This window comes from Bradyrhizobium sp. 63_E2_N1_3 (assembly GCF_052076005.1).
Lineage (GTDB): Bacteria > Pseudomonadota > Alphaproteobacteria > Rhizobiales > Xanthobacteraceae > Bradyrhizobium > Bradyrhizobium barranii.
Genome location: NZ_CP197235.1, coordinates 4407817 through 4428614, shown reverse-complemented (window position 1 = coordinate 4428614; position 20798 = coordinate 4407817). Strand labels below are relative to the sequence as shown.

The 20798-nt window shown below is 64.0% G+C and carries 20 protein-coding genes and 1 riboswitch; of the genes, 5 read left to right on the top strand and 15 right to left on the bottom strand.

Translation table 11 applies throughout. The features are described 5' to 3' along the window. Window position 1: 1 nt before the first annotated feature. Genes AB7531_RS21040 through AB7531_RS21030 form a run of 3 tightly spaced genes read right to left on the bottom strand, consistent with a single transcriptional unit; the run spans window position 2 to window position 3387 of the window. The gene (locus AB7531_RS21040) at window positions 2-781 is read right to left on the bottom strand and encodes a ribonuclease activity regulator RraA (protein ID WP_231142072.1); all 780 of its coding nucleotides are present in this window, start codon (window positions 779-781) and stop codon (window positions 2-4) included. A 12-nt stretch (window positions 782-793) separates the two neighbouring features. Further along, on the bottom strand, window positions 794-1987 hold the full coding sequence (locus AB7531_RS21035; RefSeq protein WP_063983097.1) for an L-talarate/galactarate dehydratase: 1194 nt from the start codon (window positions 1985-1987) through the stop codon (window positions 794-796). Window positions 1988-2025: 38 nt separating this feature from the next. Beyond that, window positions 2026-3387: an MFS transporter gene (locus AB7531_RS21030; RefSeq protein ID WP_231142073.1), complete on the bottom strand. Its 1362-nt coding sequence runs from the start codon at window positions 3385-3387 to the stop codon at window positions 2026-2028. A gap of 155 nt (window positions 3388-3542) precedes the next feature. Between AB7531_RS21030 and AB7531_RS21025 the strand changes: the two genes are divergently transcribed. Next, window positions 3543-4427, top strand: coding sequence for a LysR family transcriptional regulator (locus AB7531_RS21025; RefSeq protein WP_063983096.1), 885 nt, complete (start codon window positions 3543-3545; stop codon window positions 4425-4427). An 86-nt stretch (window positions 4428-4513) separates the two neighbouring features. Here AB7531_RS21025 and AB7531_RS21020 read toward each other — a convergent pair whose 3' ends face one another. The 8 genes from AB7531_RS21020 to AB7531_RS20985 all read right to left on the bottom strand — a co-directional run bounded on the left by AB7531_RS21020 (window position 4514) and on the right by AB7531_RS20985 (window position 11815). After that, entirely contained in the window at window positions 4514-5092 is a 579-nt protein-coding gene (locus AB7531_RS21020; RefSeq protein WP_063983095.1) for a hypothetical protein, read from the bottom strand. 62 nt (window positions 5093-5154) lie between these two features. After that, entirely contained in the window at window positions 5155-6165 is a 1011-nt protein-coding gene (locus AB7531_RS21015; RefSeq protein WP_063983094.1) for a DUF6925 family protein, read from the bottom strand. A 17-nt stretch (window positions 6166-6182) separates the two neighbouring features. After that, entirely contained in the window at window positions 6183-8069 is a 1887-nt protein-coding gene (locus tag AB7531_RS21010) for a TonB-dependent receptor plug domain-containing protein (RefSeq protein ID WP_245328422.1), read from the bottom strand. Window positions 8070-8412: 343 nt separating this feature from the next. Further along, window positions 8413-8626, bottom strand: a riboswitch (cobalamin riboswitch). Window positions 8627-8701: 75 nt separating this feature from the next. After that, on the bottom strand, window positions 8702-8923 hold the full coding sequence (locus AB7531_RS21005) for a hypothetical protein (protein ID WP_063986347.1): 222 nt from the start codon (window positions 8921-8923) through the stop codon (window positions 8702-8704). Between the two features lie 127 nt (window positions 8924-9050). Then, window positions 9051-9308: a hypothetical protein gene (locus AB7531_RS21000; RefSeq protein WP_063983093.1), complete on the bottom strand. Its 258-nt coding sequence runs from the start codon at window positions 9306-9308 to the stop codon at window positions 9051-9053. Between the two features lie 102 nt (window positions 9309-9410). Next, window positions 9411-9623, bottom strand: a complete 213-nt coding sequence (locus AB7531_RS20995) for a hypothetical protein (protein WP_063983092.1) — start codon at window positions 9621-9623, stop codon at window positions 9411-9413. A gap of 152 nt (window positions 9624-9775) precedes the next feature. Further along, a complete protein-coding gene (locus AB7531_RS20990) occupies window positions 9776-9952 on the bottom strand; it encodes a hypothetical protein (protein ID WP_166341944.1) in 177 nt (58 codons plus the stop codon). A 126-nt stretch (window positions 9953-10078) separates the two neighbouring features. Next, window positions 10079-11815: an adenylate/guanylate cyclase domain-containing protein gene (locus AB7531_RS20985; RefSeq protein WP_063983091.1), complete on the bottom strand. Its 1737-nt coding sequence runs from the start codon at window positions 11813-11815 to the stop codon at window positions 10079-10081. Between the two features lie 325 nt (window positions 11816-12140). Between AB7531_RS20985 and AB7531_RS20980 the strand changes: the two genes are divergently transcribed. Further along, on the top strand, window positions 12141-14327 hold the full coding sequence (locus AB7531_RS20980) for a transglycosylase SLT domain-containing protein (protein ID WP_441280050.1): 2187 nt from the start codon (window positions 12141-12143) through the stop codon (window positions 14325-14327). A 90-nt stretch (window positions 14328-14417) separates the two neighbouring features. Here AB7531_RS20980 and AB7531_RS20975 read toward each other — a convergent pair whose 3' ends face one another. The 3 genes from AB7531_RS20975 to AB7531_RS20965 form a co-directional block, all read right to left on the bottom strand. Next, on the bottom strand, window positions 14418-14720 hold the full coding sequence (locus tag AB7531_RS20975; RefSeq protein WP_175618423.1) for a hypothetical protein: 303 nt from the start codon (window positions 14718-14720) through the stop codon (window positions 14418-14420). 68 nt (window positions 14721-14788) lie between these two features. Continuing rightward, window positions 14789-14977 carry a hypothetical protein gene (locus AB7531_RS20970; RefSeq protein WP_084795121.1) on the bottom strand — a complete coding sequence of 63 codons (189 nt, stop codon included), beginning with the start codon at window positions 14975-14977 and terminating at the stop codon, window positions 14789-14791. Further along, window positions 14974-15372 (bottom strand): hypothetical protein, encoded by a 399-nt coding sequence (locus tag AB7531_RS20965; RefSeq protein ID WP_014495024.1) that lies wholly within the window; start codon window positions 15370-15372, stop codon window positions 14974-14976. Before AB7531_RS20965 ends, AB7531_RS20970 begins: the two co-directional genes overlap by 4 nt. 701 nt (window positions 15373-16073) lie before the next feature. On the opposite strand from AB7531_RS20965, the gene AB7531_RS20960 reads away from it, so the two are divergent. The 3 genes from AB7531_RS20960 (at window position 16074) to AB7531_RS20950 (ending at window position 19648) form a co-directional block, all read left to right on the top strand. Then, the gene (locus AB7531_RS20960; protein WP_063983089.1) at window positions 16074-18500 is read left to right on the top strand and encodes a PAS domain S-box protein; all 2427 of its coding nucleotides are present in this window, start codon (window positions 16074-16076) and stop codon (window positions 18498-18500) included. Then, complete coding sequence (locus tag AB7531_RS20955) at window positions 18497-19174, top strand: response regulator transcription factor (RefSeq protein WP_063983088.1); 678 nt, start codon at window positions 18497-18499, stop codon at window positions 19172-19174. The genes AB7531_RS20960 and AB7531_RS20955 overlap by 4 nt, the downstream gene beginning before the upstream one ends. 87 nt (window positions 19175-19261) lie before the next feature. After that, a complete protein-coding gene (locus tag AB7531_RS20950) occupies window positions 19262-19648 on the top strand; it encodes a response regulator transcription factor (RefSeq protein ID WP_063983087.1) in 387 nt (128 codons plus the stop codon). A gap of 79 nt (window positions 19649-19727) precedes the next feature. Here the strand turns inward: AB7531_RS20950 and AB7531_RS20945 are convergent, their stop codons facing one another. Then, complete coding sequence (locus AB7531_RS20945; RefSeq protein ID WP_063983086.1) at window positions 19728-20699, bottom strand: tripartite tricarboxylate transporter substrate binding protein BugD; 972 nt, start codon at window positions 20697-20699, stop codon at window positions 19728-19730. Window positions 20700-20798 lie beyond the last annotated feature (99 nt).

Here is a 20798-nt window from a genome sequence, read left to right as displayed (position 1 = left end):
GTCAGGCTCCCGCCCGGATCGTCGTGGCCCTCGCCGGATCCGCACCGGCCTTTTTCCAAGCCTCAAAGTCGGCGCGCACGGCGGGTGTGGGCGGATAGACGCCGTAGAGCGGCTCGCCGGCACTGATACGATACGACAGGTACTTCTCGAGCTGGTCCCGCCTCTCGCAGAGGTCGGCCATTTCGGCGGCCAAATGCCGTGGCACGACCGTGATGCCGTCACCGTCACCGACGATGATGTCGCCCGGGTAGACCGCCACGTCGGCGCAGGCGATCGGGATATTCAGGTCCGCGACGCGATGATAGGACAACCGCGTCGATGCGGTGACCTGCCGCGCATAGGCCGGGAAATCGAGCCGCGCCAGCTCCTGGCCGTCACGAAACGCGCCATCGGTGACGATCGCGGCTGCGCCGCGCACCTTCATCCGCGTCGGCAGCATGGCGCCCGCCGATGCTGCGCGTGGATCGTTGCGGCTGTCGATCACCAGGACATGGCCGGGCGGAATGTTCTCGACCGCTTCCCATTGCAGATTGTCCGCGTTCGGATACGGCGTGAGTGTCTCTATGGTATCGAGATCCTCTCGCGCCGGGATCATCCGCATGGTGAAAGCTTCACCGGCGAAGCGGACCGCGTCCTTGTTCATCGGCACCAGCCCGACCAGAAAGCACTGGCGCAGGCCTTTCTTGAACAGCTCGGTGGTCAGCGAACCCGAGGAGACATCCTTCAGCCGGCGGATGACAGACGGATCCAGGGGACTAAGCTTCGTCTTTGGTTCGTACATGGCCATCCTCCCTCAGCGGCGCTTTCCGACCTCGTGGACGTCACGGGCCCAGGCGCGCGCCTGCTCCGACAGGCTGAAGCCGAGGCCCGGCCGGTTCGGCACGATCATGCGGCCGTTCACGACCTCGAGCTTTTCGTTGAACATCGCCTCCGACCACTCGAAATGCTCGACCCAGGGCTCCCGGGCATAGGCCGCGGTCAGGTGCAGATGGATCTCCATGCAATAGTGCGGCGCGAGCTGGAGCTTCTTGTGGTCGGCGAGCGCGAGGATCTTGAGGAACGGCGTGATGCCGCCGACGCGCGGCGCATCCGGCTGGATGAAATCGACCGAATTGTTGCGGATCAGCTCGTAATGCTCGTCGATGCTGGTCAACATCTCGCCGGTCGCAATCGGGGTCGCAAGCTCGGCTGCCAGCGCCGCATGACCTTCGTAGTCGTAGGCGTCGAGCGGCTCCTCGATCCAGGTCAGGTTAAATTGCTCGGCGATGCGGCCGAAGCGCAGAGCCGTGGTGCGGTCCCATTGCTGGTTGGCGTCGATCGCCAGCGGAACGTCGCCGATGTGGTTGCGAACCGCCTCGATGCGCTTGAGGTCGACCATCGGGTCGGGCTGGCCGACCTTCAGCTTGATGGCGCCGATGCCCCTGTCGAGCGCCATGCTGACGCGCTCCTTCACCTCCTCGATCGGCATCGAAAGGTATCCGCCGGAGGTGTTGTAGCAGCGCACGGAGTCACGATGGGCACCGAGCAGCTTTGCCAGCGGCAGCTTGGCGCGCTTGGCCTTGAGATCCCACAGCGCGATGTCGAAGGCGGCGATGGCCTGCGTGGACATGCCGCTGCGGCCGACCGAGGCGCCGGCCCAGACGAGCTTGTCCCACAGACGCGCGATGTCGCTCGGATCCTCGCCGATCAGCTCGCCGGCGATCTCCCTGGCGTGCGCAAACTGCCCCGGACCACCGGCGCGCTTCGAATAGCTGTAGCCGATGCCGCTGTGGCCGTTCTCGGTCTCGATCTCGGCAAACAGGAAGGCGATCTCGGTGAGGGGTTTTTGCCGGCCGGTGAGAACCTTGGCATCGCTGATCGCCTGGGCGAGCGGCAGGAAGACGAGCGACGTCCTCACCCATGCGATCCGGTCCGTCGTCGCTTCCCCGGCTGCGAGCCCTGCCGCGAGCGGGTTGGCGATAATGCGCGTGTTGATCTGGTAGTTCATGGCTTTCTCCTATCGAGGTGGATTTGCGGGAAATGATGTCATTCGGCAGCGACCGACGCGGAGCGGATCAGCCCGCTGCCTTCGCGAATGACGAGACGCTCGATGGGCCCGACGATGACCCAGTAACAGAGCACGGCCAGCAGCCCATGCAGGCCGACATACAGCAGCGCTCCGTTGAACGATCCGGTGGCGGAGAGGATGTAGCCGATCGCAACAGGCGTCACGATTCCGGCGGTGTTGCCGACGGCGTTAAAGACGCCGCCAGTGAGTCCGATCACCTCCTTGGGCGCGGTGTCGGCGACGACCGTCCAGCCCAGCGAGCCAAAACCCTTGCCGAAGAAGGCCGCGCTCATCAGCACGGTGATCAGGACCGTGGAGTTCGTGTAGTTGCAGCCGATGATCAGGACCGTCATGACGAGGCCGATCGTGATCGGGGTCTTGCGCGCGATGCTGAGCGAACCGGTGCGCTTGAACAGCCAGTCGGTGAAAAAGCCTGTCGTAACGCCGCCGACGAAACCGCAGATGGCGGGGATGGTCGCGATCAGGCTCGCATCGAGCACCGACAGGCCGCGGTCCTTGACGAGGTAGGTCGGAAACCAGGACACGAAGAACCAGGTGATGGACGAGATGCCGTATTGCGCCAGGAAGATGCCGACCAGCATGCGGCTCCTGAACAGCTCGGCGAGGTCGGACCATCGCGGCCCCTGCACCGCTGCTGCCGTCGGCGAAGCGCCGCCGAGATCCACCAGCGCGCCTCCATCATGCAGATGAGCAAGCTCCGCAGCACCTATCCTCGGGTGCCGGGTCGGCGGATAGTACGCAACGGCCCAGACTGCCGCGAGCGCGAAGCCCAATACGCCCATGACGGCGAAGATGTGCTCCCAGCCGAAGCGATGATCGAGGAAGCCCATCAGCGGCGTGAAGAGGACGAGCGAGACATATTGGGCGCTGTTGAAAATGGCGCCCGCGACGCCGCGCTCCGCGGACGGAAACCACGCCGCGATGATACGCCCGGCCGCCGGGCCGACAGGCGACTCGAAGACACCGAGCATGAAGCGCAGGATCAGCATCACCAGGAACGGGTAGCTGGCCCAGCCGACGCAGCTCATGAGGAAGGTGACGAGCGACCACAGGATCAATCCGCCCAAAATGGTCTGCTTCGCACCGAGCCGATCCGCGATCCAGCCAGCGGGAAGATGCGCAAGGACATAGGCCCACGCGAACGCCGAAAACATCCAGCCGAGCTCGACCGGCGTGATGCCGAGCGCCTTCGACATGTTCGGCCCGGCGATCGATAGCGTCGCCCGGTCGCCGCTGCTGAGCGCGAGCAGGACGGTGATCAACGCCAGGGTGACGAAACGATAATGCGTCCGTGCGGACGGCTTCTGCTCCGTGGCCACGCTGCTCCCCTCTTTCCCGATTTTGTTTGCCCGGCCGCCTTCGGCGACCGTGGATGTCCGGAACGCCAGCGACGACCGGACGCGAGAAAGCTAGATCAGCGATCAATTCAGGTCTAAACTCATTTTTGGATTTAATTGATCCAGAAAAGGTATCAATGATCGAGTTCGGACAGGTACGCGCGTTCGTGGCGGTGGCCGATGAGCTGAATTTCGGTCGTGCCGCCAAGCGGCTGAATATGACGCAGCCGCCGCTCAGCCGGCAGATCCAGATCCTGGAGGCAACGCTCGCCGTCAAGCTGCTCGAGCGCACCAGCCGATCGGTCAGGCTGACCGCGGCCGGACGCGCCTTCCTGAGCGAGGCCCGCACGATGCTTCAGCAGCGCGAGCATGCGGTCAAAGCGGCCCGGCAGGCCGCGTCGCTCGCCGGTGGAGCGCTGTCAATCGGGTTCGTCGGCGCGACGACGTACGGCTATTTGCCCTGGCTCGCAACGCGAGTTCGCGATGAACTGCCGGATATCGAGATCACCTTTGAGGAGCTGACATCGCGCCAGCAGCTCGATGCACTGAGGTCGGGCCGGATCGATCTCGGATTGGTTCGGCCGATCGAGACGGAGAAGCCAATTAGAAGCGCCAGCGTCTTCCGTGAAGGGCTTGCCCTTGCGCTGCCGCTTGACCATCCGCTCGCGGTGCGACGCCGGCCGGAGCTGTCGCATCTCGAGGGCCAGCCCTTCATCATGTATTCGTCGGGCGGTCCATATATGCGCACGCTCTTGACGGCGGCGTTCGACGCCAATGGCATCCGGCCCCAGGTCGTGCAATCGATGAGTCAGGCACAGGCAATCCTGTCGCTGGTCAGCGCAGGTCTCGGCCTTGCGATCGTCCCGGACGAAACACGCAACGCCTGTTTCGACAACGTCGTGTTTCGCCCGATCAGGCTCGGACCATCGGTCTTCGCCGAGCTCCATGCGATCTGGCGCAGCGACAACCGCAACACCGCCCTGCCTCGGCTGCGCGAACTTGCGTTCCGGACCGCACGCTGAGCGCAGCCTGAAGCGCGGTGCCCTGCGGTGGTGGGACACAAAGTCCGGTCATCGCAACGACCGGACCTGGAGACTCCGGAGGCGTCCTACGCGTTCCGCATCGCGCGCCCGAACGGATCGACCAGGCGGACGATCTCGCAGGCGGCGACGAGGCCGGCGAGCCAGACGGCGCTGGTCAGCCCGATGCGCGTCACGATGGCCGCAGTGAACGCGCCCTCTCCGCCAAGGAACGGCGTCGCGGCAAGCAGCGCGAGCTCATAGGCGGCGTAGGCGGCGACGAGCGCGATGGCCAGCATCAGCGGCGTGCGGCCCTGCGGCAGCAGGCGGAGGACGGTCGATGCCGCCGCGGTCGACAGCAACGCGGCAGCACCGATGACAAAGCCCCATGCGATGGTGCTGCCATCAATGGGATAATGCAGCACGCCGAAGCCGATGGTCTGGTTCACGAGCCAGGCGCCGGTGACGACGAGCAGCGCCGGACGCATCGGCAGCATCGCGGCGGCAACGACGGCGAACGCCGCAAACGGCGTCGCGCAGGCAAGCGCGAAGCTCGCGAGCGCGCATGACACCGTCAGCAGCGCGAAGCAGAACATCGGCGCGAGGCGCGACGCGACCGGATGAAGGCGGAAACGGTCGGCGTGGGGCGGCAGGATGGTGACAGTCATGGAACGATCTCCTTGTGGGATTTGTAGCACATTTTTTGCTGAAACGCGGCATCACGTCTGACTCAGTGAAGAGCCTCCATGGGATCTTCAGTCTCGGCTGGATCGCGCCGGTCGTAGGCGGCAAGCCAGGCGGCGAGTGCCGCCGTGTGCGGCTCCATGGCCGCCAATTGGCGCAAGGCCACGCGAACGGTGGCGCGCGCCGTGCGATCGGGCGGAAGCGTCACCATCTCAGGTCCCCGCCCCTTCGCGACCGCCTCGACCACGGCCCTCTTGCACACCGTTAGCTCCGGCAGCCCATAGAGTTCGAGCAGCGCCTGGAAGGCTGCGTGATGATCCGGCCGGAAAGCGCGCTTGCGGCCGAGCTGATCGCGCAGCGGATGGGCAGGATAGAGATGCGCGCAGGGGATCCACCCCTCAGGTAGCGGCTCGGTGGCGGCATGGGTGCGGCGATGCGTGAGCAGCTTTGGCAGAACGTGGGTGTGCGGGCCGTCAGGGCTTCGCCCACCCGGCGGCGGGATCCGCTGGAATACCTCGGCGCGCCCGATGCGGCTGATGAAGACGCGGTGCGGATTGGCGGCCAGAATGATCCGCATGGCATCGCTTTCGGGCGCGAACACGGATTGGCCCGTGCGGCTCCTGAGTGCGGCGACGGCATCGGCATCGCTGACGCGGATGCAGGCGTCGATCTGCAACGTTCCGAGACCAAGGTCGAACAGGATGCCGCTGCGATCCCTCGTCAGGAGCGCCTCGACATCCGGACCGAGCTCGGTCAACACGGTACGACCACTCATGGCGCTGGCTTCATGCGGAAGACACAGCGCGATGCGGTGGCTCCAGCTCTCCGTGGTCGGCGATTCCGATGCGATCAGGCGCAGATCCGGGTGGGAGACAACGCGTATCCCACCCTTCTGCGTCACGGCGCTGATCCCGTTGCGAGACTGCTCCATATCGAAGGCCTCACCGGGCTCGCGTGTGAACTCGGCAATGGCACCGAACGTGCCGACGCTCCAGCCGGCCTCAGCGTCGGCAAGCTGGCTTGCGATCGGGTCCATGAGCGGATCGGCCGTCGTCATGAGGCTTCTCTCTCTCACTATCTGACGTCGTAATTCGCCAGGCGAATGCCGCCATAGACGCCCAGTCCCGGCTGCAGAAAGCCGGTCGGATTTTGATAGTGCACATTGGCGAGATTATCGACCCGGCCGAACACCTTCACCTGGTCGGTGACCAGATATTCGGCTGCGACGTTGACGACAGTGTAGGCCGGAGCCAGCAGACGCAGAATGCTGAAGTCGCGGTTGCCATCGACGAAACTCCCGACGTGCAACACTGTTGCGGACAATGTGAGCGGGTCGATCGGATTCCAGATGACATTTGCGCTCCACTTCTCCTTCGGACGCCTCAGCAGCTCCAGTCCCGCCGTTGCATCCACTGCGCGGGTAAAAGTGTAGTCGGCACGAACGCGAAGCCGGTCGGTGATCGCAGCCGCGACGAAGCTCTCCGTGCCCTCCGTGATCGCCTTGCCGATATTGGTGTTGGTGCTCGTGAACGTCACGGGATCGAACGTGCTCTGGATCAGGTCGGTAATGTTGTTACGGAAGTAGGTCGACCCGAAGCGGACACGATCGCCAAACAAGGGTTGCTCGAAGCCGGCGTCGTATCCGACGCTTTCCTCGGGCCTGAGGTTGGGATTTGCAAAGAAGAAGAACGCGGGAAAGCTGACGTAAAGCTGGTTGAGCGTCGGCGCCTTGAACCCCGTGCCGTAGCTTCCCTTGAACTTCGTATCCGTGACCGGCACGATCACGGCAGACGCCAGACGAAAGGTCGGATGCTCTCCAAACCGCTCGTTGTCGTCCTGCCGGACATTGGCCGTGAAGAAGATGCGATCCCGGAACTGGGACTGCAGCTCCATATATCCGGCCTTGTTGACGTTTTGCGCCGAAACCGTCGCCGTTTGCAGTGTTTCGGTCTCATGCTCCGCGCCAATGATGACATTGTTGTTGGGCGCGAGCTGGGTCGTGGTGTGCCAATCATACTTGACGCGGTCGCCGGTCGTGATCGTGGCCATCGCGTCGCCGGGCGAGATGTTGTAGTTCCAGTGATTGGTGTAGTTGACGCCGAAATAGCTTTTCATCCGGTCGTCGAGAGCGGACCAGACCGCCTCCCCGCGCGTGAAGAGCTGGTGCACCGTCTGCGTGCTTTGCGCGGCCGCGGGAAAGCTCGCGGATGTGACGGGATCGAAGGTGTCTCCGGTAAAGCGCAGGGTGGCGTCGGTGTACCGCGCCACGCCGTTGAGCGTGAGGTTTTCGCTCAATTCGGCGCCAAGCTTCGTCGAATAGGTCATGTTGTCGTAATAGTTGCCGATCGCCTTCTGCCCCGGCGGCAGCAATTCGACCGGTGTCACCGGCACGTCGTTCGCGTGGAAATGCGCGACGTTGAAGGCATAGTTGAAGTGGTCCTGTGAGCCGCTCAGACCTGCAGTTTGATTGAACGTTCCGAACGAGCCTCCCTCGACCGAGCCGGTGGCGCGGGCGGGACCGTCGCCCTTCTTCGTCACGATGGAGATCACGCCACCCAGCGCGTCTGCGCCGTAGAGACCGCCCTGCGGACCGCGCAGGACTTCGATCTGCTGAATGTCGGAGGTGAGCAACTGGCCGAAATCAAACGAACGGTTCGGGTTGCCGGGATCGCTGACATCGATGCCGTCGATCAGGACCTTGGTGTGGTTGGAATTCGTTCCGCGCATGAAGATCGACGTCTGTCCGCCCGGACCGCCGGTCTGCACGAGGTTCAGGCCAGGAACCGCGCTCAGCGCATCGGATGCGGTCCGGCGCTGATCGCGCTCTATGTCTCTGGCGGTCAGAACCGTCACCGAGCTCGCAACCAGATTGGTCGGAGTGACAACGCCCGTCGGACTGACGACGACCGTCGGAAACAGGTTGGCCGCGGATACCCCGGCAACCGGAGACGACGCCGGCACCAGCTCGGGCTTCGGCAGCCGAGCGACGCGCCGCTGCTCGGGCTGGTCGGGCGGCCGCGCGGCTCGCGGCTTGGCCGCACGCTCGGTCCGGCGCGACCTCGACCGGCGGCAGCAGATCGGGCGATGCCGACTGCTGGGCCCGGGCGATGGACAGATCGAGCGAATACAGGGAAACGAACGCGACAACGCCGGCGCGGAAGCGCCTGGCGGCAAAGACAATACGGGACACTCTTGTAACCTCGGTATGACGTCAGTGGCACGTCACAGCGAACGAGGTTTCACGGCGGAGCGTTCGATTGCTCCGGTGAAGCTAATGTCTGTACTCCCCGACCGACATCTTCGCGTGTGACCACGGCTGACGGCAGGTCTCCTGGCTCGCGGGTCGTTACCTTACGTCGCCTTCCCAGGACCGAGATTCCCAGTGGCATATGACGAAAGATTCACCGCTTACAGTTGCGGGGGCAGCCGTGGCGTTGAGAATATCCCGGTATCGGGAAAACCTCGCACCACGTTCCCTTTTGATCTCCGTGAGGAGAACCGTCACCGGCCAATCTACGGGGCGGGCAAGCGAAGAGTCAATCGGCCGGTTGCATCACGGTCAGAGCGCCGCACCGGAGATTGAGCCGGCGCAATCAGGCCGGCTCCCGCTCCGAACGCGTCCTGATCATCGCCCGCTCGCCGGCATCGACGAGCTGGCCGATGCCGGTGCGGCCTGTGAGCGCGCAGCGGATGATGTTCTCGGCAACGGACCTGCGAAAGCAATGGTCCTCGCCGACCGGGCGATTGCGGCAGACCCGATCCAGCGCCAGCTTCATGTTGATCCGGGTGCGGGTGTCGAAATGCTCGCTGATCATTCGCAGGGCCTCGATGCGTTGATGTCGGAGCGGAAACGCGTCGGCGTAGGCCGGGTTCCAAAACGGACCGCGCAAGGCGTTGCGCAGAACCGACTACGCCCGATCTCTTGGTCCTGTGACGGGCGGGCTACGCCCGACCTCTTGGCCGCTGGGCCTGAGCCCAGGCCGCGGTGACGTCGCGCAGCGGAGCGTCGATGCGCCGGATCGGGGTCAGCTCACCGGAGGCCGAGCTGATGGCGGTCTCCTCGCGGCGACAGCGCGGGCATACGAAGCGGACCTCGTGCGGCGACGAAGACCAGCTCGAACGTTTGACGTTGGCCGCCATCGGCCATGCATCGCAATGCGAGCACGACACCAGGAACCGACCGGGATCGAGCATACCCATTCCATAGGACTCCGCGTCCTGCCTGCCGCTTCAATGACTAACCCATGTGAATCGTTCCGGTGCCCGAGCACCCTCGGCGCTAGCTCCAGCCAGCGCCGCCGCTCAGTGGGCACCCTTGAGGGTGCATGACGTGGTGCAGGTGACGGTGTTGCCGTGGTCGCACGCCTTGCAGGCGGCAACGCACTGGTTCATGTCGCGGGGATTGTAGGAGCTGTAGTTCCGCATCGCACAGACCGGGGTCGAGCCGGTGATGTCCTGCTCCTGGTTGCAGGCGGCCGTCATGAGCGCGAAGATGAGGACTGCGAGAAGGCGCATGGGATTGCCCTGGTGAGGAGCGGCAAAGCGACGTCAGCGAGATGCGCTGCACCGCAACGGACCTCGGCATTCCCAATGCGAGCAATCATGATCGCGACGCTCGCATCCTCAAAGGATGCGCGCCAAACATTAAGAACGGATTGCAGGCGGCGTCAGGCCGCGGCCTTGGTCGCGATCGCCTTCCGCATATCCACCGCCAGCTGACGATACTGCTCCGAGAGTCTCAGATAGAACTCGCGCTTGGTGCTGTCGGTGGCGAGCTTGGCAATCAGCTCGCATTCGGCGGTGAGCGTCTCGAACCGTTCCAGCCTGTCATGAAGTTCTGTCATCGGCGTGTCCCCATCAAACGCCACAAGGGACGTCAAACCTAAGCCTGAGAAATAGGTCACGGCGAACATCGTTATCGAGTAGAAACGTTTTTTCCAGCAAGGGCGGTGCAAGCCCAGCAAGAACGGCTATTTCTGCTCCAGCCGCCAGGCACCATCCCAAGCTGCGTCCGGCGGATTGGCCTCGAACTGCGCGATGCGGCCGAGCAGCGTGCGCGAGGGACCGTCGCCGGGCACGGCTTCGAGCGCTGCATTGAACGCGGCGCGAGCCTCGTCGAAGCGCTGCGCGCGGTAGGCGGCGAGGCCTTCGGCGTAGCGCGCGCGCAGGCTCTCCTGCGGGACGCTGAGCCCGTGCGCCTTGCTCATCACCTCGAAAATGGCCTGCGATGCGCTTTGGCCGGCCACCGCCAGACGATCGATCTCGCGCAGCTCGAGGTTCGAGCCGATCGCGTCCGCCGTGGCCTGCGCGATCAGGATCCGCGTGCCGTAGATCTTGTTGACCAGTTCGAGCCGCGAAGCGAGGTTCACGGCATCGCCCATCACGGTGAAGCTCATCATCAGCTCGGAGCCGATGCTGCCGGTCAGGACCTCGCCGGTGGCAATCCCGATGCGCAGATCGCAAGGGCCTGGCATGGCGCGGATACCAAGCAGGTCAGGCAATTGCTTCTGCAACGCCGGCACCTCATCGGCCATGTCGATGGCGGCGTAGCAGGCGAACAGCGCCGGCTCGTCCTCCTCAATGAAGGGAGGGCCCCAATAGGCCATGATGGCATCGCCGATATATTTATCGATAACGCCGCGATGGCTCCGGATCGGCGCGGACATCACCGTGAAATAGTGGTTCATGACCTTGACGAGTCCGCGCGGGGTCATGCCCTCGCTCATCGAGGTGAAGCCGCTCATGTCGGAGAACATGATGGTCATCACCCGGCGCTGGCCGTCGATGGCGACCTCCGGGCGGTCGATCAGCCCCTGCGCCACCTTGGGATCGATATAGCGGCCAAAGGTCTCACGGATCCGCTCGTTGTGCCGCAGCTGCTCGATCATGCGATTGAAGGCGGCGGCGAGTTCGCCGATCTCGTCCTGGGTCGAGACCGTGATGGTCTTGTCGAAGCGGCCCGCCTCGACCTCGCGGGTGCCGGCGAGCAACAGCCGCACCGGTCGCGTGATGCCACTGGAGACGAGGAGCGCGAAAGCAAATCCGACCACCGCCGCGAGGATGGTGACGATGCCCGAAATGATCATCGCCTGGCGCTGGCGACCGATCACTGTCGCCGTACTGGCGAAGACCTGCTTCAGCATGTCGGCGCGGATCGCGTCGATCTTCTGGTTGAACTGGTCGCGTATGGTGTCGAGATGCTCCAGGGTCCCGCGCGCCTCCGTCATCTGCTTGCCTTCGACCTGCTTGAGGAGTTTTGCGTGGTCCTCATTCATGTCGTGACGCAGCTCGGTGAGAGCGGTTTCGATGCGGGTCTCGATCCGCGCCAGCCCGGCATTGTCGGAAGGCGTCCTCTTGTCGTCGATGATCGCGTTGATGTGCGTGCGCGCGGCCTCGCCTTCCTCGTCGATCTTCCGATCGGCCTCCTCGAATTCGCGCAGGCGCGCCGCATAGGCCTCCTCCTCCGAGGGGGCCTGCATCTTCATCATGACCATCCGCCGCAGCGCCACCGAGCGCTCCAGCGAGCGGATGTTGGCGCGCGCCAGATGGCCGTAGGCCGGAATGTAGCGATCGGTCAGCTCGTCGAGCAGGACACCGACCTGGCTCGACATCACCATCGAAAGAATCGCGGTGACCAGCATCAGGACGATCAATCCGAGGGCGATCCCGACGATCTTGCGCCTGATCGACTGGTTGAAAAGTGGCATGAGCGGTGGGGGTAAGAGCTGAAAGGACCGGTTGGGAACTCAATACACCGGTTTTGGCGGCGGGAACACGCGCAATCTGGCCCTCGCGACGCCCCTGACCGCGCGCAACCGTCGCGCGAGCCCCATTCGTTAACAAAGGTTGAAGGCATTACCTTTCCGCCATTTCGGAAGTTCCCGAGTTCCCATCGGTATTTTGCCGCATTGTTGAAGGAGCGTGAGGACTGCGAAACGATGTCGTGGCATCGTTTTGGGTGTCGTCTTTGATTCTCAAGCCGCATGTCGTCGCGGACCTTGGTTTGTAGTGGTTTCGCAGGGGGACCATCGAATGAACCAGTGCCTACGCTCGCTCGCGTGTGTCGTTGCCGTGGCCGCATTGGCCCTTCTTCCTGCCGAGTTGGCAGCGAAGAGCAGTCACAAATCGTCGGCGTCAAAGAAAACGCATGAGACGAAAGCCGGCGGCGAGCAGCGTCACGCTGCCGCGAAGTCGCGCCACGGCAAGCATGCCGACGCCAAGCGCAAGCCCAAGAAGGACGACGAGCCCTCGGACAAGCCGGCGCCGCCGCCGCTCACCGGCGACCTCGCCGCGCTGAAGGACGCCATCGATCTCGCGCGCAAGGGCAAGACCGACGATGCGAGCGCCGCGCGCGACCGCATTGCCGATCCGGCCGGACAGAAGCTCGCCGACTGGTTCATGCTCCGCCATTCCGAGAGCACAGCACCCTTCAAGCGGTACGCCGCCTTCCTCGCCGCCAATCCGGACTGGCCGAGCAGCGCCCTGCTCCGCCGCCGCGCCGAAGCGCGGCTGTGGCAGGAGAAGAGCGACGCGGCGACCGTGCACAAATTCACGATGGACCGGCCGACCAGCGCCAAGGGCAAGTTCGCGCTCGCCCGCGTGCTCCTGGGTGAAGGCGACAATGACAGGGCTACGCGCCTGGTGCGCGAGGCCTGGCGCACGGACGAATTGTCCGAGCGCAGCGAGGAGGATTCCTACGAGGCGTTCCGCGATCTCCTGACCGCTGACGATCATCGCGCCCGCATGGACAAGCGCCTCGGCGCCAAGGACTACGCCGGTGCAAGGCGCGCGGCCAAGCGGCTCGGCGAAGACGCGCTCGCGATCGTCAAGGCCTGCTCGGCCGTCACCGGCAAGGCCAACAAGGCCAAGGATTATCTTGAGGACGTCTCGACCGAAGCACGCCGCGATCTTGGCTACGTCCTCTGCCGCGCGCAGTGGCATCTCCAGAACGACCGCATCGACGACGCCGCCGAGGTGATCCTCGCCGCCGCGCCCGACATGATGGCGGCCCAGGACACCGATGCCTGGTGGCGCGAGCGGCGCCTGCTCGCGCGAAAGCTGCTCGACCAGGGCAAGTTCAAGACCGCCTACGACGTGGTGCGTGCGGCGGCGGTGCCCGCGATGGAAGTCTATCGCGTCGACTACCACTTCATGTGCGGCTGGATCGCGCTGCGCTATCTCGACGATCCCAAGGCGGCCATGGTGCATTTCGCCGCGATCGACGAAGGCTCGGCCAATCCGATCGCGCTGTCGCGTGCGCATTACTGGCGCGGCCGCGCGGCCGAGGCGATGGGGGCGACGGCGGATGCCCGCATGAGCTATCAGGCCGCGGCGCGCTATCCGACCGCCTATTACGGCCAGCTCGCACGCGCCAGGCTCGGCGTCGACGGGATCGAGCTGCGCCCGCCCTCGCCCGTGCTGGCCGCGGCCGACACGCAGCCCGCGGACGAGCGCGTCCGCGCCGCCGAGATGCTCTACGGCATCGGCGAGCGCGACATGGTGTTCTATTACGCCGAGGATTTTGCCAAGGAGAGCACCGACGTCGCAGCGCTGGAAGCGCTCGGCGAGCTCGCCGGCCGGCGCAACGATGCGCGCGTGATGCTGGAGGTCGGCAAGTCGGCGCTGGCGCGCGGGCTTGCGCTCGACCATTACGCCTTCCCGACCATCGGCATTCCCGAGCACAAGCAGGTCGCGCCCGCAATCGAGACCAGCGTGATCTATTCGGTGGCGCGCACCGAAAGCTCGTTCGACCAGCGCGACAAGTCTGCCGCCAACGCGGTCGGGCTGATGCAGGTGACCCCGGAGGCGGGCCGCGATACCGCAAGACGCTTTGGCCTGACCTATGACTGGGACAGGATGGTGTCCGATCCCGTCTACAACACGCAGATGGGCGCGGCCGAGCTCAGCGCGCTGCTGTCGGAATATCGCGGCGACCAGATCATGACCTTCGCGGGCTACAATGCCGGCCGCGGCCGGGTGCGCGAATGGGTGCAGGCGCGCGGCGACCCGCGCGACCCCAAGGTCGATCCGGTCGACTGGGTCGAGCGCATCCCGCTGTCGGAGACGCGCAACTACGTCCAGCGCGTGATGGAGAATGTGCTGGTCTACCGCGCCCGGTTCGAGGGCAGCGGCACAGCCACGGCGAAGTCCGAGCAACGCGTCACGACGCACGAAGTCAGCGCGGCACCCACGGCAGCGGCCGCAGCCGCCGCGCCCTAGCTTCGCAACGCCGGGGCTGGACGCGGCGCGAAGCTGGATGCAGTGACTGCGGCCGCCGACTCTGCGCGGCCCGCATCGTTAGGCTAGCCGTCACCTCCTTCCGTGGTCAGAAGGTTCGTGCGCGCGCAGAAATGCTTCCGTCAGCGCGCCCGAGAGCGCGCCGAATTGCATCATCCAGCTCCAGCTCGAAATGGCCGCCAACACCGTGACCATCTCGAGCGAACTGCGGTAAGGCCAGAGCGCTTCCATGCTCGTCTGCTGATATCTGCGGTAGCAATCATACTCGCAGTACTGCCGTTGCGTGGACACATGCCGGACGTAGCTCGAGCCCAGCGGCCGGGCGCACGCGCTGCAAGTGACGCCATGGCGCGGTTGGTCCTGGTTGACGAGCATGAATTTCAACGTCCTGTCCTCCCCTGCCAGCAGTCGCATCGGCCGATGCGCTTCGCCCACCCGTCAGCTCAAGACGCCGCTTGCGCTCGCCTCTCGATCAACGGCGCCGCTTCGTGATGGAGCGCGTAACACTCGTAGCCGCAATAGGGCAGCAGCGTCTTCGCGTCGCGCAGATAACCGCCACTGATCTCCTCGCAGCACCATAGACAGAACGTCTTGCGGAAAGGGGTCCTGCCGTTCACCAATATGAATCTCACGTGGCACCTCCCAACGCGAAGCAGTAGACCGTGTCGACCAGAGAGGCGGACGGCGGCGGCGCGCAAAGATGGTTGCGGCCGTCGGGATTGTCCCTGTTTCGCTCGACCTTCTGGGATGGAATGAGGATGTACTTCCCGTCTTCCCGGCGCCGCGCGTAGATCCGGCCGTCGACGTATCGCACCTCGGTCGGGTAGCAATCCGCACTGTTGCAGCAGCTGAGCACAGGATTATCGGGCATGTGCCAGCTGGAATAGAACTTCTCGTGCAGGAGCTGATCCTGGAGCGGATGATGACGATGTGCACCATCCTGTCCGAGCTCGTCGGCCTTCACCCCCGTTACCAACGGAAGCGGCAGCGCGATCATCAAGAGGAGCTTGCAAGCACGGTTCAGCACGCAGCCTCCGGTTCAGAATTGCCGAATGGAGCCGATCGAAGGGCTAATCCTCATGCCGCCTGAAATCGAAACAACCATCGGCGGTCGCGTTCGCGGCGCGCCCTGAAGCGATCGAGACATTTTCTGGAGCACAGCGGCGCTCGCCACGAATAATATCGGATCAGGCCAAACTTGCCGCTACAGACAGCGCAGGCCTTTGCAGCAGGGCCACGCTCGGAGTGTTCAGGCGTATCGCACATCATGCTCTCCTCCCGGCTCTCATGGTCGTGGCTTCGCGCGTACGCTGACGCCCGGCCATCCACGCTCGTTAGTGAAATGCGGCCTCTCAATCGCGACCAGCCAATCGTGCGGCAAGTCGGGCAATGGACGCGGAGCTATCGGCAGCACATCGAGCTAATCGCCGGCTTGTGGCCTTGCACATCGCGTCCCTTCGATGGTTGTGAGACTAATCCGCATGCAACGGACGACTCAATTGTACGGAGGTAAATGTGCGCTATGACTTGGGATGCGCGAGCTATACGTAGGTTTGTCCCGTAGTTTTCCGGGCCTTCGCCGCACCTTCGCAACGAGACGGCGCAAGGCCGGCAGGCTGCACGGCTGCCGCGAGTTTCGGCGCGGAGTCTACTTTGGTCGGAGGGAATTGCTCCCCTGATTGCAAAGTGCTCTACTTGCTTCGACCCCTGCGAGCCGGGACGCCCGCGATGATGCCTGGCCAAATCGCGAAATTTGGTAATTCGGCCGCACAATTGCTGCTCGGCGGCCTCGCGGCGCTTCGATCTTTCGGCACCGGCGAGAAGGACAGTTCCGCGGACGGTGATGACTCGCGACAGGACATCGTCGATCTATGCGACGCCGTAAAGCAGTGGCGCGAGGTGTTCGAGCATAATCCGGTCATGTATTTCATGGTCGATCCGGCCGGGACGGTGCTCAACGTGAACACGTTTGGCGCCGCACAATTGGGTTACACGGCGACCGAGTTGACCGGCCAATCCGTGCTGAACGTCTTTTTCGAGGAAGACCGCGACTTCGTCCGTCAATGCGTAGGGTTGTGCCTGGAAACCGTGGACCAGTCGCACACCTGGGAGATTCGCAAGATCCGCAAGGACGGCTCGGTTCTCTGGGTCCGTGAAAACGCCAAGGCGATGCTGCGCGGCGACGGCACGCCGGTCGTGCTGGTCGCCTGCGAAAACATCACCCAGCGCAAGGAGGCGGAGGATGCGCTGCGGCAGAGCGAGGCCTACCTCGCCCAGGCTCAGGAACTGAGCCGCACCGGCAGCTTCGGCTTGAGCCCCACGACCGACGAGATCTTCTGGTCGAGGGAAACGTTTCGCATTTTCCAATGTGACCCGGCCATGCAGCCGAACCTGGGCTTCGTGTTTCAGCGCATCCATCCGGAGGACCGCGATGCGGTCCGCAAGACCCTTGATCGAGCTTTCCGCGAGGCGGAGGATTTCGACCATGAATATCGCCTGTTGATGCCGGATGGATCCATCAAATATCTCCATTCCGTGGCACGCGCGGTGAGACGTGCATCCGGGCGCATCGAGTTCGCCGGCGCTGTCACCGATGTCACGATTGCAAAGGAAACAGAGAAGAGGCTGCGCCGCAGTGAGGCCTATCTGGCCGAAGCCCAGCGCCTCAGCCATACGAGCAGCTGGGCCTGGGACGTGCGTCGTCAGGAGTTTGCCTACCGATCGGCTGAGCTCTACCGCCTGTTCGGATTTGAGCCGGACCAGATCGATGTCCCGGCGCGGGCTTTCCAGCAACGGATCCTCTCCGATGACTTTCGACGAATTGCCGACGTGGAACGTCGCGCAATCCATCAGGGGGAGCCCTTCGAAATCGACTTTCGGATTGCGCGTCCGGACGGTTCGATACGACGTGTCCATACGGAGGGACATCCTGTGAAAGGCGGCGATGGCGATGTGATGGAAATCATCGGCACGCACGTGGACGTCACCGAGCAGTTCGCCGCAAAAGAAGCACTGCAAAAGGCCTTTGACGAGCTCAAGCAATCCGAGCAGCGCTTCCGCGACTATGCCGAAACCGCATCGGACTGGTTTTGGGAGACCGGACCGGATCACCGCATCACCCGGATATCGGAACACGCCGACACGGCCAGTCCGGTGCCGACGGGCTTGATCGGGCTGACCCGTTGGGACATTCCGCCCGACGCCGAGTTCGAGCCCGAGAAATGGGAGCAGCATCGCGCGGCGCTCGATGCCCACCTTCCGTTCCGCGACCTGGTTTACCGCAGCAGGGATCGCAACGGATCTCAGATTTACGTGCGCACCAGCGGCAAGCCCTTCCATGACGAGAATGGTAACTTCCTCGGCTATCGGGGCGTCAGCAGCGATGTGACGGCGGCGATCCGCACCGAGCAGGCCGAAGATGCCCTGCGCAAAGCGCAAGCCGAGCTCGCTCATGTCACGCGCATCACGACGCTCGGCGAGCTCACCGCCTCGATTGCCCACGAAATCAACCAGCCTCTCGCCGCCGTCATTTCCAATGCCGACGCCTGTATCGGTTGGCTCGGCCGCGACCCGGCCGATCTGGATGCTGCGCGCCGTTCCGTGGAATGGATCGTCGAGGACGCCAATCGGGCCAGCGAGGTGATCCGCCGGATCCGGGCGCTCGCGAAAAAGACCGAGATCGAGATGGTTCCAGTCGACATCAATCAGGTCGTGAGGGAGGTGATGGCCCTCGTTCGGCGCGAGCTCGCTACCCATGCCGTGTCGGTGCGGATGGAGTTGTCGTCCGGCCTGCCCAGCATTTGCGGCGATCGGATCCAGCTCCAGCAGGTGCTGATCAACCTCGTCATGAACGGGATCGAAGCCATGCAAGCCAATGTCGAGCTCCCGCGCGAGCTGGCAATTCGCTCCAGTCGGGACGGCGACGAGCACCTGCTCCTTACCGTGACGGATCGCGGTGTCGGCCTTGACAGCGACGTGACAGACCGCATGTTCATGCCGTTCTTCACCACAAAGTCGAGCGGCCTGGGGATGGGACTATCGATCTGCCGATCGATCATCGAGGCTCACGCGGGCCGGCTTTCGGCATTTCCAAATGAGGGGAGCGGTGCAACATTCCAGATTGCCCTGCCCTTCCCACACGAGGCCGCGTCGTGACCGACCACGCCAAGCCAACGCAGGCGCAGGCACAGGCGGGGGCCGATGATCCGATCGTCCTTATCGTCGATGACGATCCGTCGATGCGGCGTGCGCTCACCAATCTCTTCCAATCGGTCGGCCTCAGGGTGGAGGCCTTCGGCTCGGCGGCGGAGGTCATGGAAGCCAAGCCGCCGGGGGTCCCCAGTTGCCTTGTGCTCGACATCCGCCTGCCCGGCTCGAGCGGCTTCGACCTCCAGGCGGACCTCGTGAAGGCCGACATTCGCACGCCTATCATCTTCATCACCGGTCACGGCGATATCCCCATGACCGTCCGGGCCATGAAGAGTGGCGCCATCGATTTTCTGACCAAGCCGGTGCGCGACCAGGACATGCTGGACGCGGTCCAGGCTGCGATCGAACGCGATCGCAAGCGGCGCGATGCCGAGAAGTCGGTGTCGAGCGTGCGGACTCGCTTCGAAGGCCTGACGCCGCGTCAGCGCGACATTCTCGCCCTGGTTGCGTCCGGCCTGATGAACAAGCAAGTCGCTGCCGAGCTTGGATTGGCTGAGATTACCGTCAAGATCTATCGCGGGCAGATCATGCGGAAAATGGGTGCGAAGTCATTGGCCGATCTCGTCAGAATGACCGAGGTGCTCGGAATTCCACGCCCGGGGGGAAAGGTGCAAACCTAAGTATGCTTTCCAAGGTCGCTCCAGGGGCCCATTTTCCGATGGGCGGCTGCGCCGCGCGCGGCCGCTCCCCGATCAGGAGCGATCATCTTGTCAGTCCCTTCGGTCATTTCCGTCATTGACGATGATCCATCCGTCCGCCTTGCGACCAACAATCTGCTGACGTCGCGGGGATACACCGTCTACATCTTTGGCTCCGCTCTCGAATTTCTCCAGTCGCCCGAACTGAGGACGACGTCCTGCGTGATAGCGGATGTGCAGATGTCGGTCATGAGCGGCGTTGATCTCCTGATGCATATGCGCGGCCTTGGTCACCGCACGCCGTTCATCTTCATGACGGCCTTTCCCGACGATGCCGTGCGCGACCGCGCGCTGAAAGCTGGCGCCATCTGCTTTCTCGCGAAGCCGTTTTCCACGCCGGTTCTGATCAAATGTCTGGAGGCGGCCCTGTCGAAGCACAGCGAAGCCAAAACGTAACGCGGCGCCGCGTGAACCTGATTGTTCCACGGGGTGCGGCCACTTGACGTTGTGGCCGCGTCCGAAGAGGCAATCCGCCTCAATCCACCTTGATGTCGGCGGCCTTGATAATCGGCCACCATTTTGCGATTTCCGCCTTCTGGCGGGCGCCGAGCGCTTCGGGCGTGAGCTGATCCTTGGGCGTCATCTCGAGGCCCTGGCTTTCGAGCTGCTTCTTCACGGCGGGATCGTTCAGCGCTTCCACGGCGGCCGCATTGAGCTTGGTGACGATCTCCTTCGGCGTGCCCTTCGGCACCCACAGGCCCGACCACAACGTCATGTTGAAGCCTTTCAGCCCCGCCTCGGCTGCCGTCGGAATGTCCGGCGCCGACGAGAGCCGCTTGTCGTCGGTGATGGCATAGGCGCGGATCGTGCCGGCGCGGACCTGGTTGATGGAGTTGGAGGTCTGATCGATGATGACGTCGATCTGGCCGGCGATGAGATCGTTCAGCGCGGGCGCCGTGCCGCGATACGGCACGTATTGCAGCTTGATACCGCTGACGCTCTCGAAATAGACACCCGCGATATGGCTGCCGGAGCCTGCGCCGGCGGTGCCGGCGGTCGGCGGCGACGGCCGTGACTTCAGCCACTCGATGAGCTCCTTCAGCGAGGTCGCGGGCACCGCGTTCTTGCTGACGACGATCATCGGATTGCTCGGCAGCAGCACCACCGGCTCGAGATCGGCGACGAGGTCGTATTTGAGCTTGTAGACGGCGCCGTTGGCAACATGGGTGCCGAGATGGCCGAAGGAGATCGTGTAGCCGTCCGGCGCCGATTGCACGGCGCGCCCGACGCCGATCGAGCCGCCCGCGCCGGTGACATTCTCGATCACCAGCGGCTGGCCGAGCGTCACACGCATTCGCTCGGCGAGCACGCGCGCCATCGCATCCGACGGGCCGCCGGCGGCGAAGGGAACGATGACGGTGATGGGATGCGAAGGATAGTCATCGGCGCGGGCGACGCCGGTGAGAGCGAGAATACCGAGCAGCCCGGCCCAGATGGCCTTCTTCATTGTCTTCTCCCCAGCGATGTCTTTGTTGTTTTTTGTGCCCTCCCGCGTACGGGAAGAGGGATCGGTCGTGAAGAGACGAAATGACGCGCCAGAGCGCGA

Bases quoted from the DNA above. Each gene is read 5' to 3' on its own strand.
- AB7531_RS21040 (WP_231142072.1), bottom strand. From the start codon at position 781: ATGTACGAACCAAAGACGAAGCTTAGTCCCCTGGATCCGTCTGTCATC.
- AB7531_RS21035 (WP_063983097.1), bottom strand. From the start codon at position 1,987: ATGAACTACCAGATCAACACGCGCATTATCGCCAACCCGCTCGCGGCA.
- AB7531_RS21025 (WP_063983096.1), top strand. From the start codon at position 3,543: ATGATCGAGTTCGGACAGGTACGCGCGTTCGTGGCGGTGGCCGATGAG.
- AB7531_RS21020 (WP_063983095.1), bottom strand. From the start codon at position 5,092: ATGACTGTCACCATCCTGCCGCCCCACGCCGACCGTTTCCGCCTTCAT.
- AB7531_RS21015 (WP_063983094.1), bottom strand. From the start codon at position 6,165: ATGACGACGGCCGATCCGCTCATGGACCCGATCGCAAGCCAGCTTGCC.
- AB7531_RS21005 (WP_063986347.1), bottom strand. From the start codon at position 8,923: ATGATCAGCGAGCATTTCGACACCCGCACCCGGATCAACATGAAGCTG.
- AB7531_RS21000 (WP_063983093.1), bottom strand. From the start codon at position 9,308: ATGGGTATGCTCGATCCCGGTCGGTTCCTGGTGTCGTGCTCGCATTGC.
- AB7531_RS20995 (WP_063983092.1), bottom strand. From the start codon at position 9,623: ATGCGCCTTCTCGCAGTCCTCATCTTCGCGCTCATGACGGCCGCCTGC.
- AB7531_RS20990 (WP_166341944.1), bottom strand. From the start codon at position 9,952: ATGACAGAACTTCATGACAGGCTGGAACGGTTCGAGACGCTCACCGCC.
- AB7531_RS20985 (WP_063983091.1), bottom strand. From the start codon at position 11,815: ATGCCACTTTTCAACCAGTCGATCAGGCGCAAGATCGTCGGGATCGCC.
- AB7531_RS20980 (WP_441280050.1), top strand. From the start codon at position 12,141: ATGAACCAGTGCCTACGCTCGCTCGCGTGTGTCGTTGCCGTGGCCGCA.
- AB7531_RS20975 (WP_175618423.1), bottom strand. From the start codon at position 14,720: ATGCTCGTCAACCAGGACCAACCGCGCCATGGCGTCACTTGCAGCGCG.
- AB7531_RS20960 (WP_063983089.1), top strand. From the start codon at position 16,074: ATGATGCCTGGCCAAATCGCGAAATTTGGTAATTCGGCCGCACAATTG.
- AB7531_RS20945 (WP_063983086.1), bottom strand. From the start codon at position 20,699: ATGAAGAAGGCCATCTGGGCCGGGCTGCTCGGTATTCTCGCTCTCACC.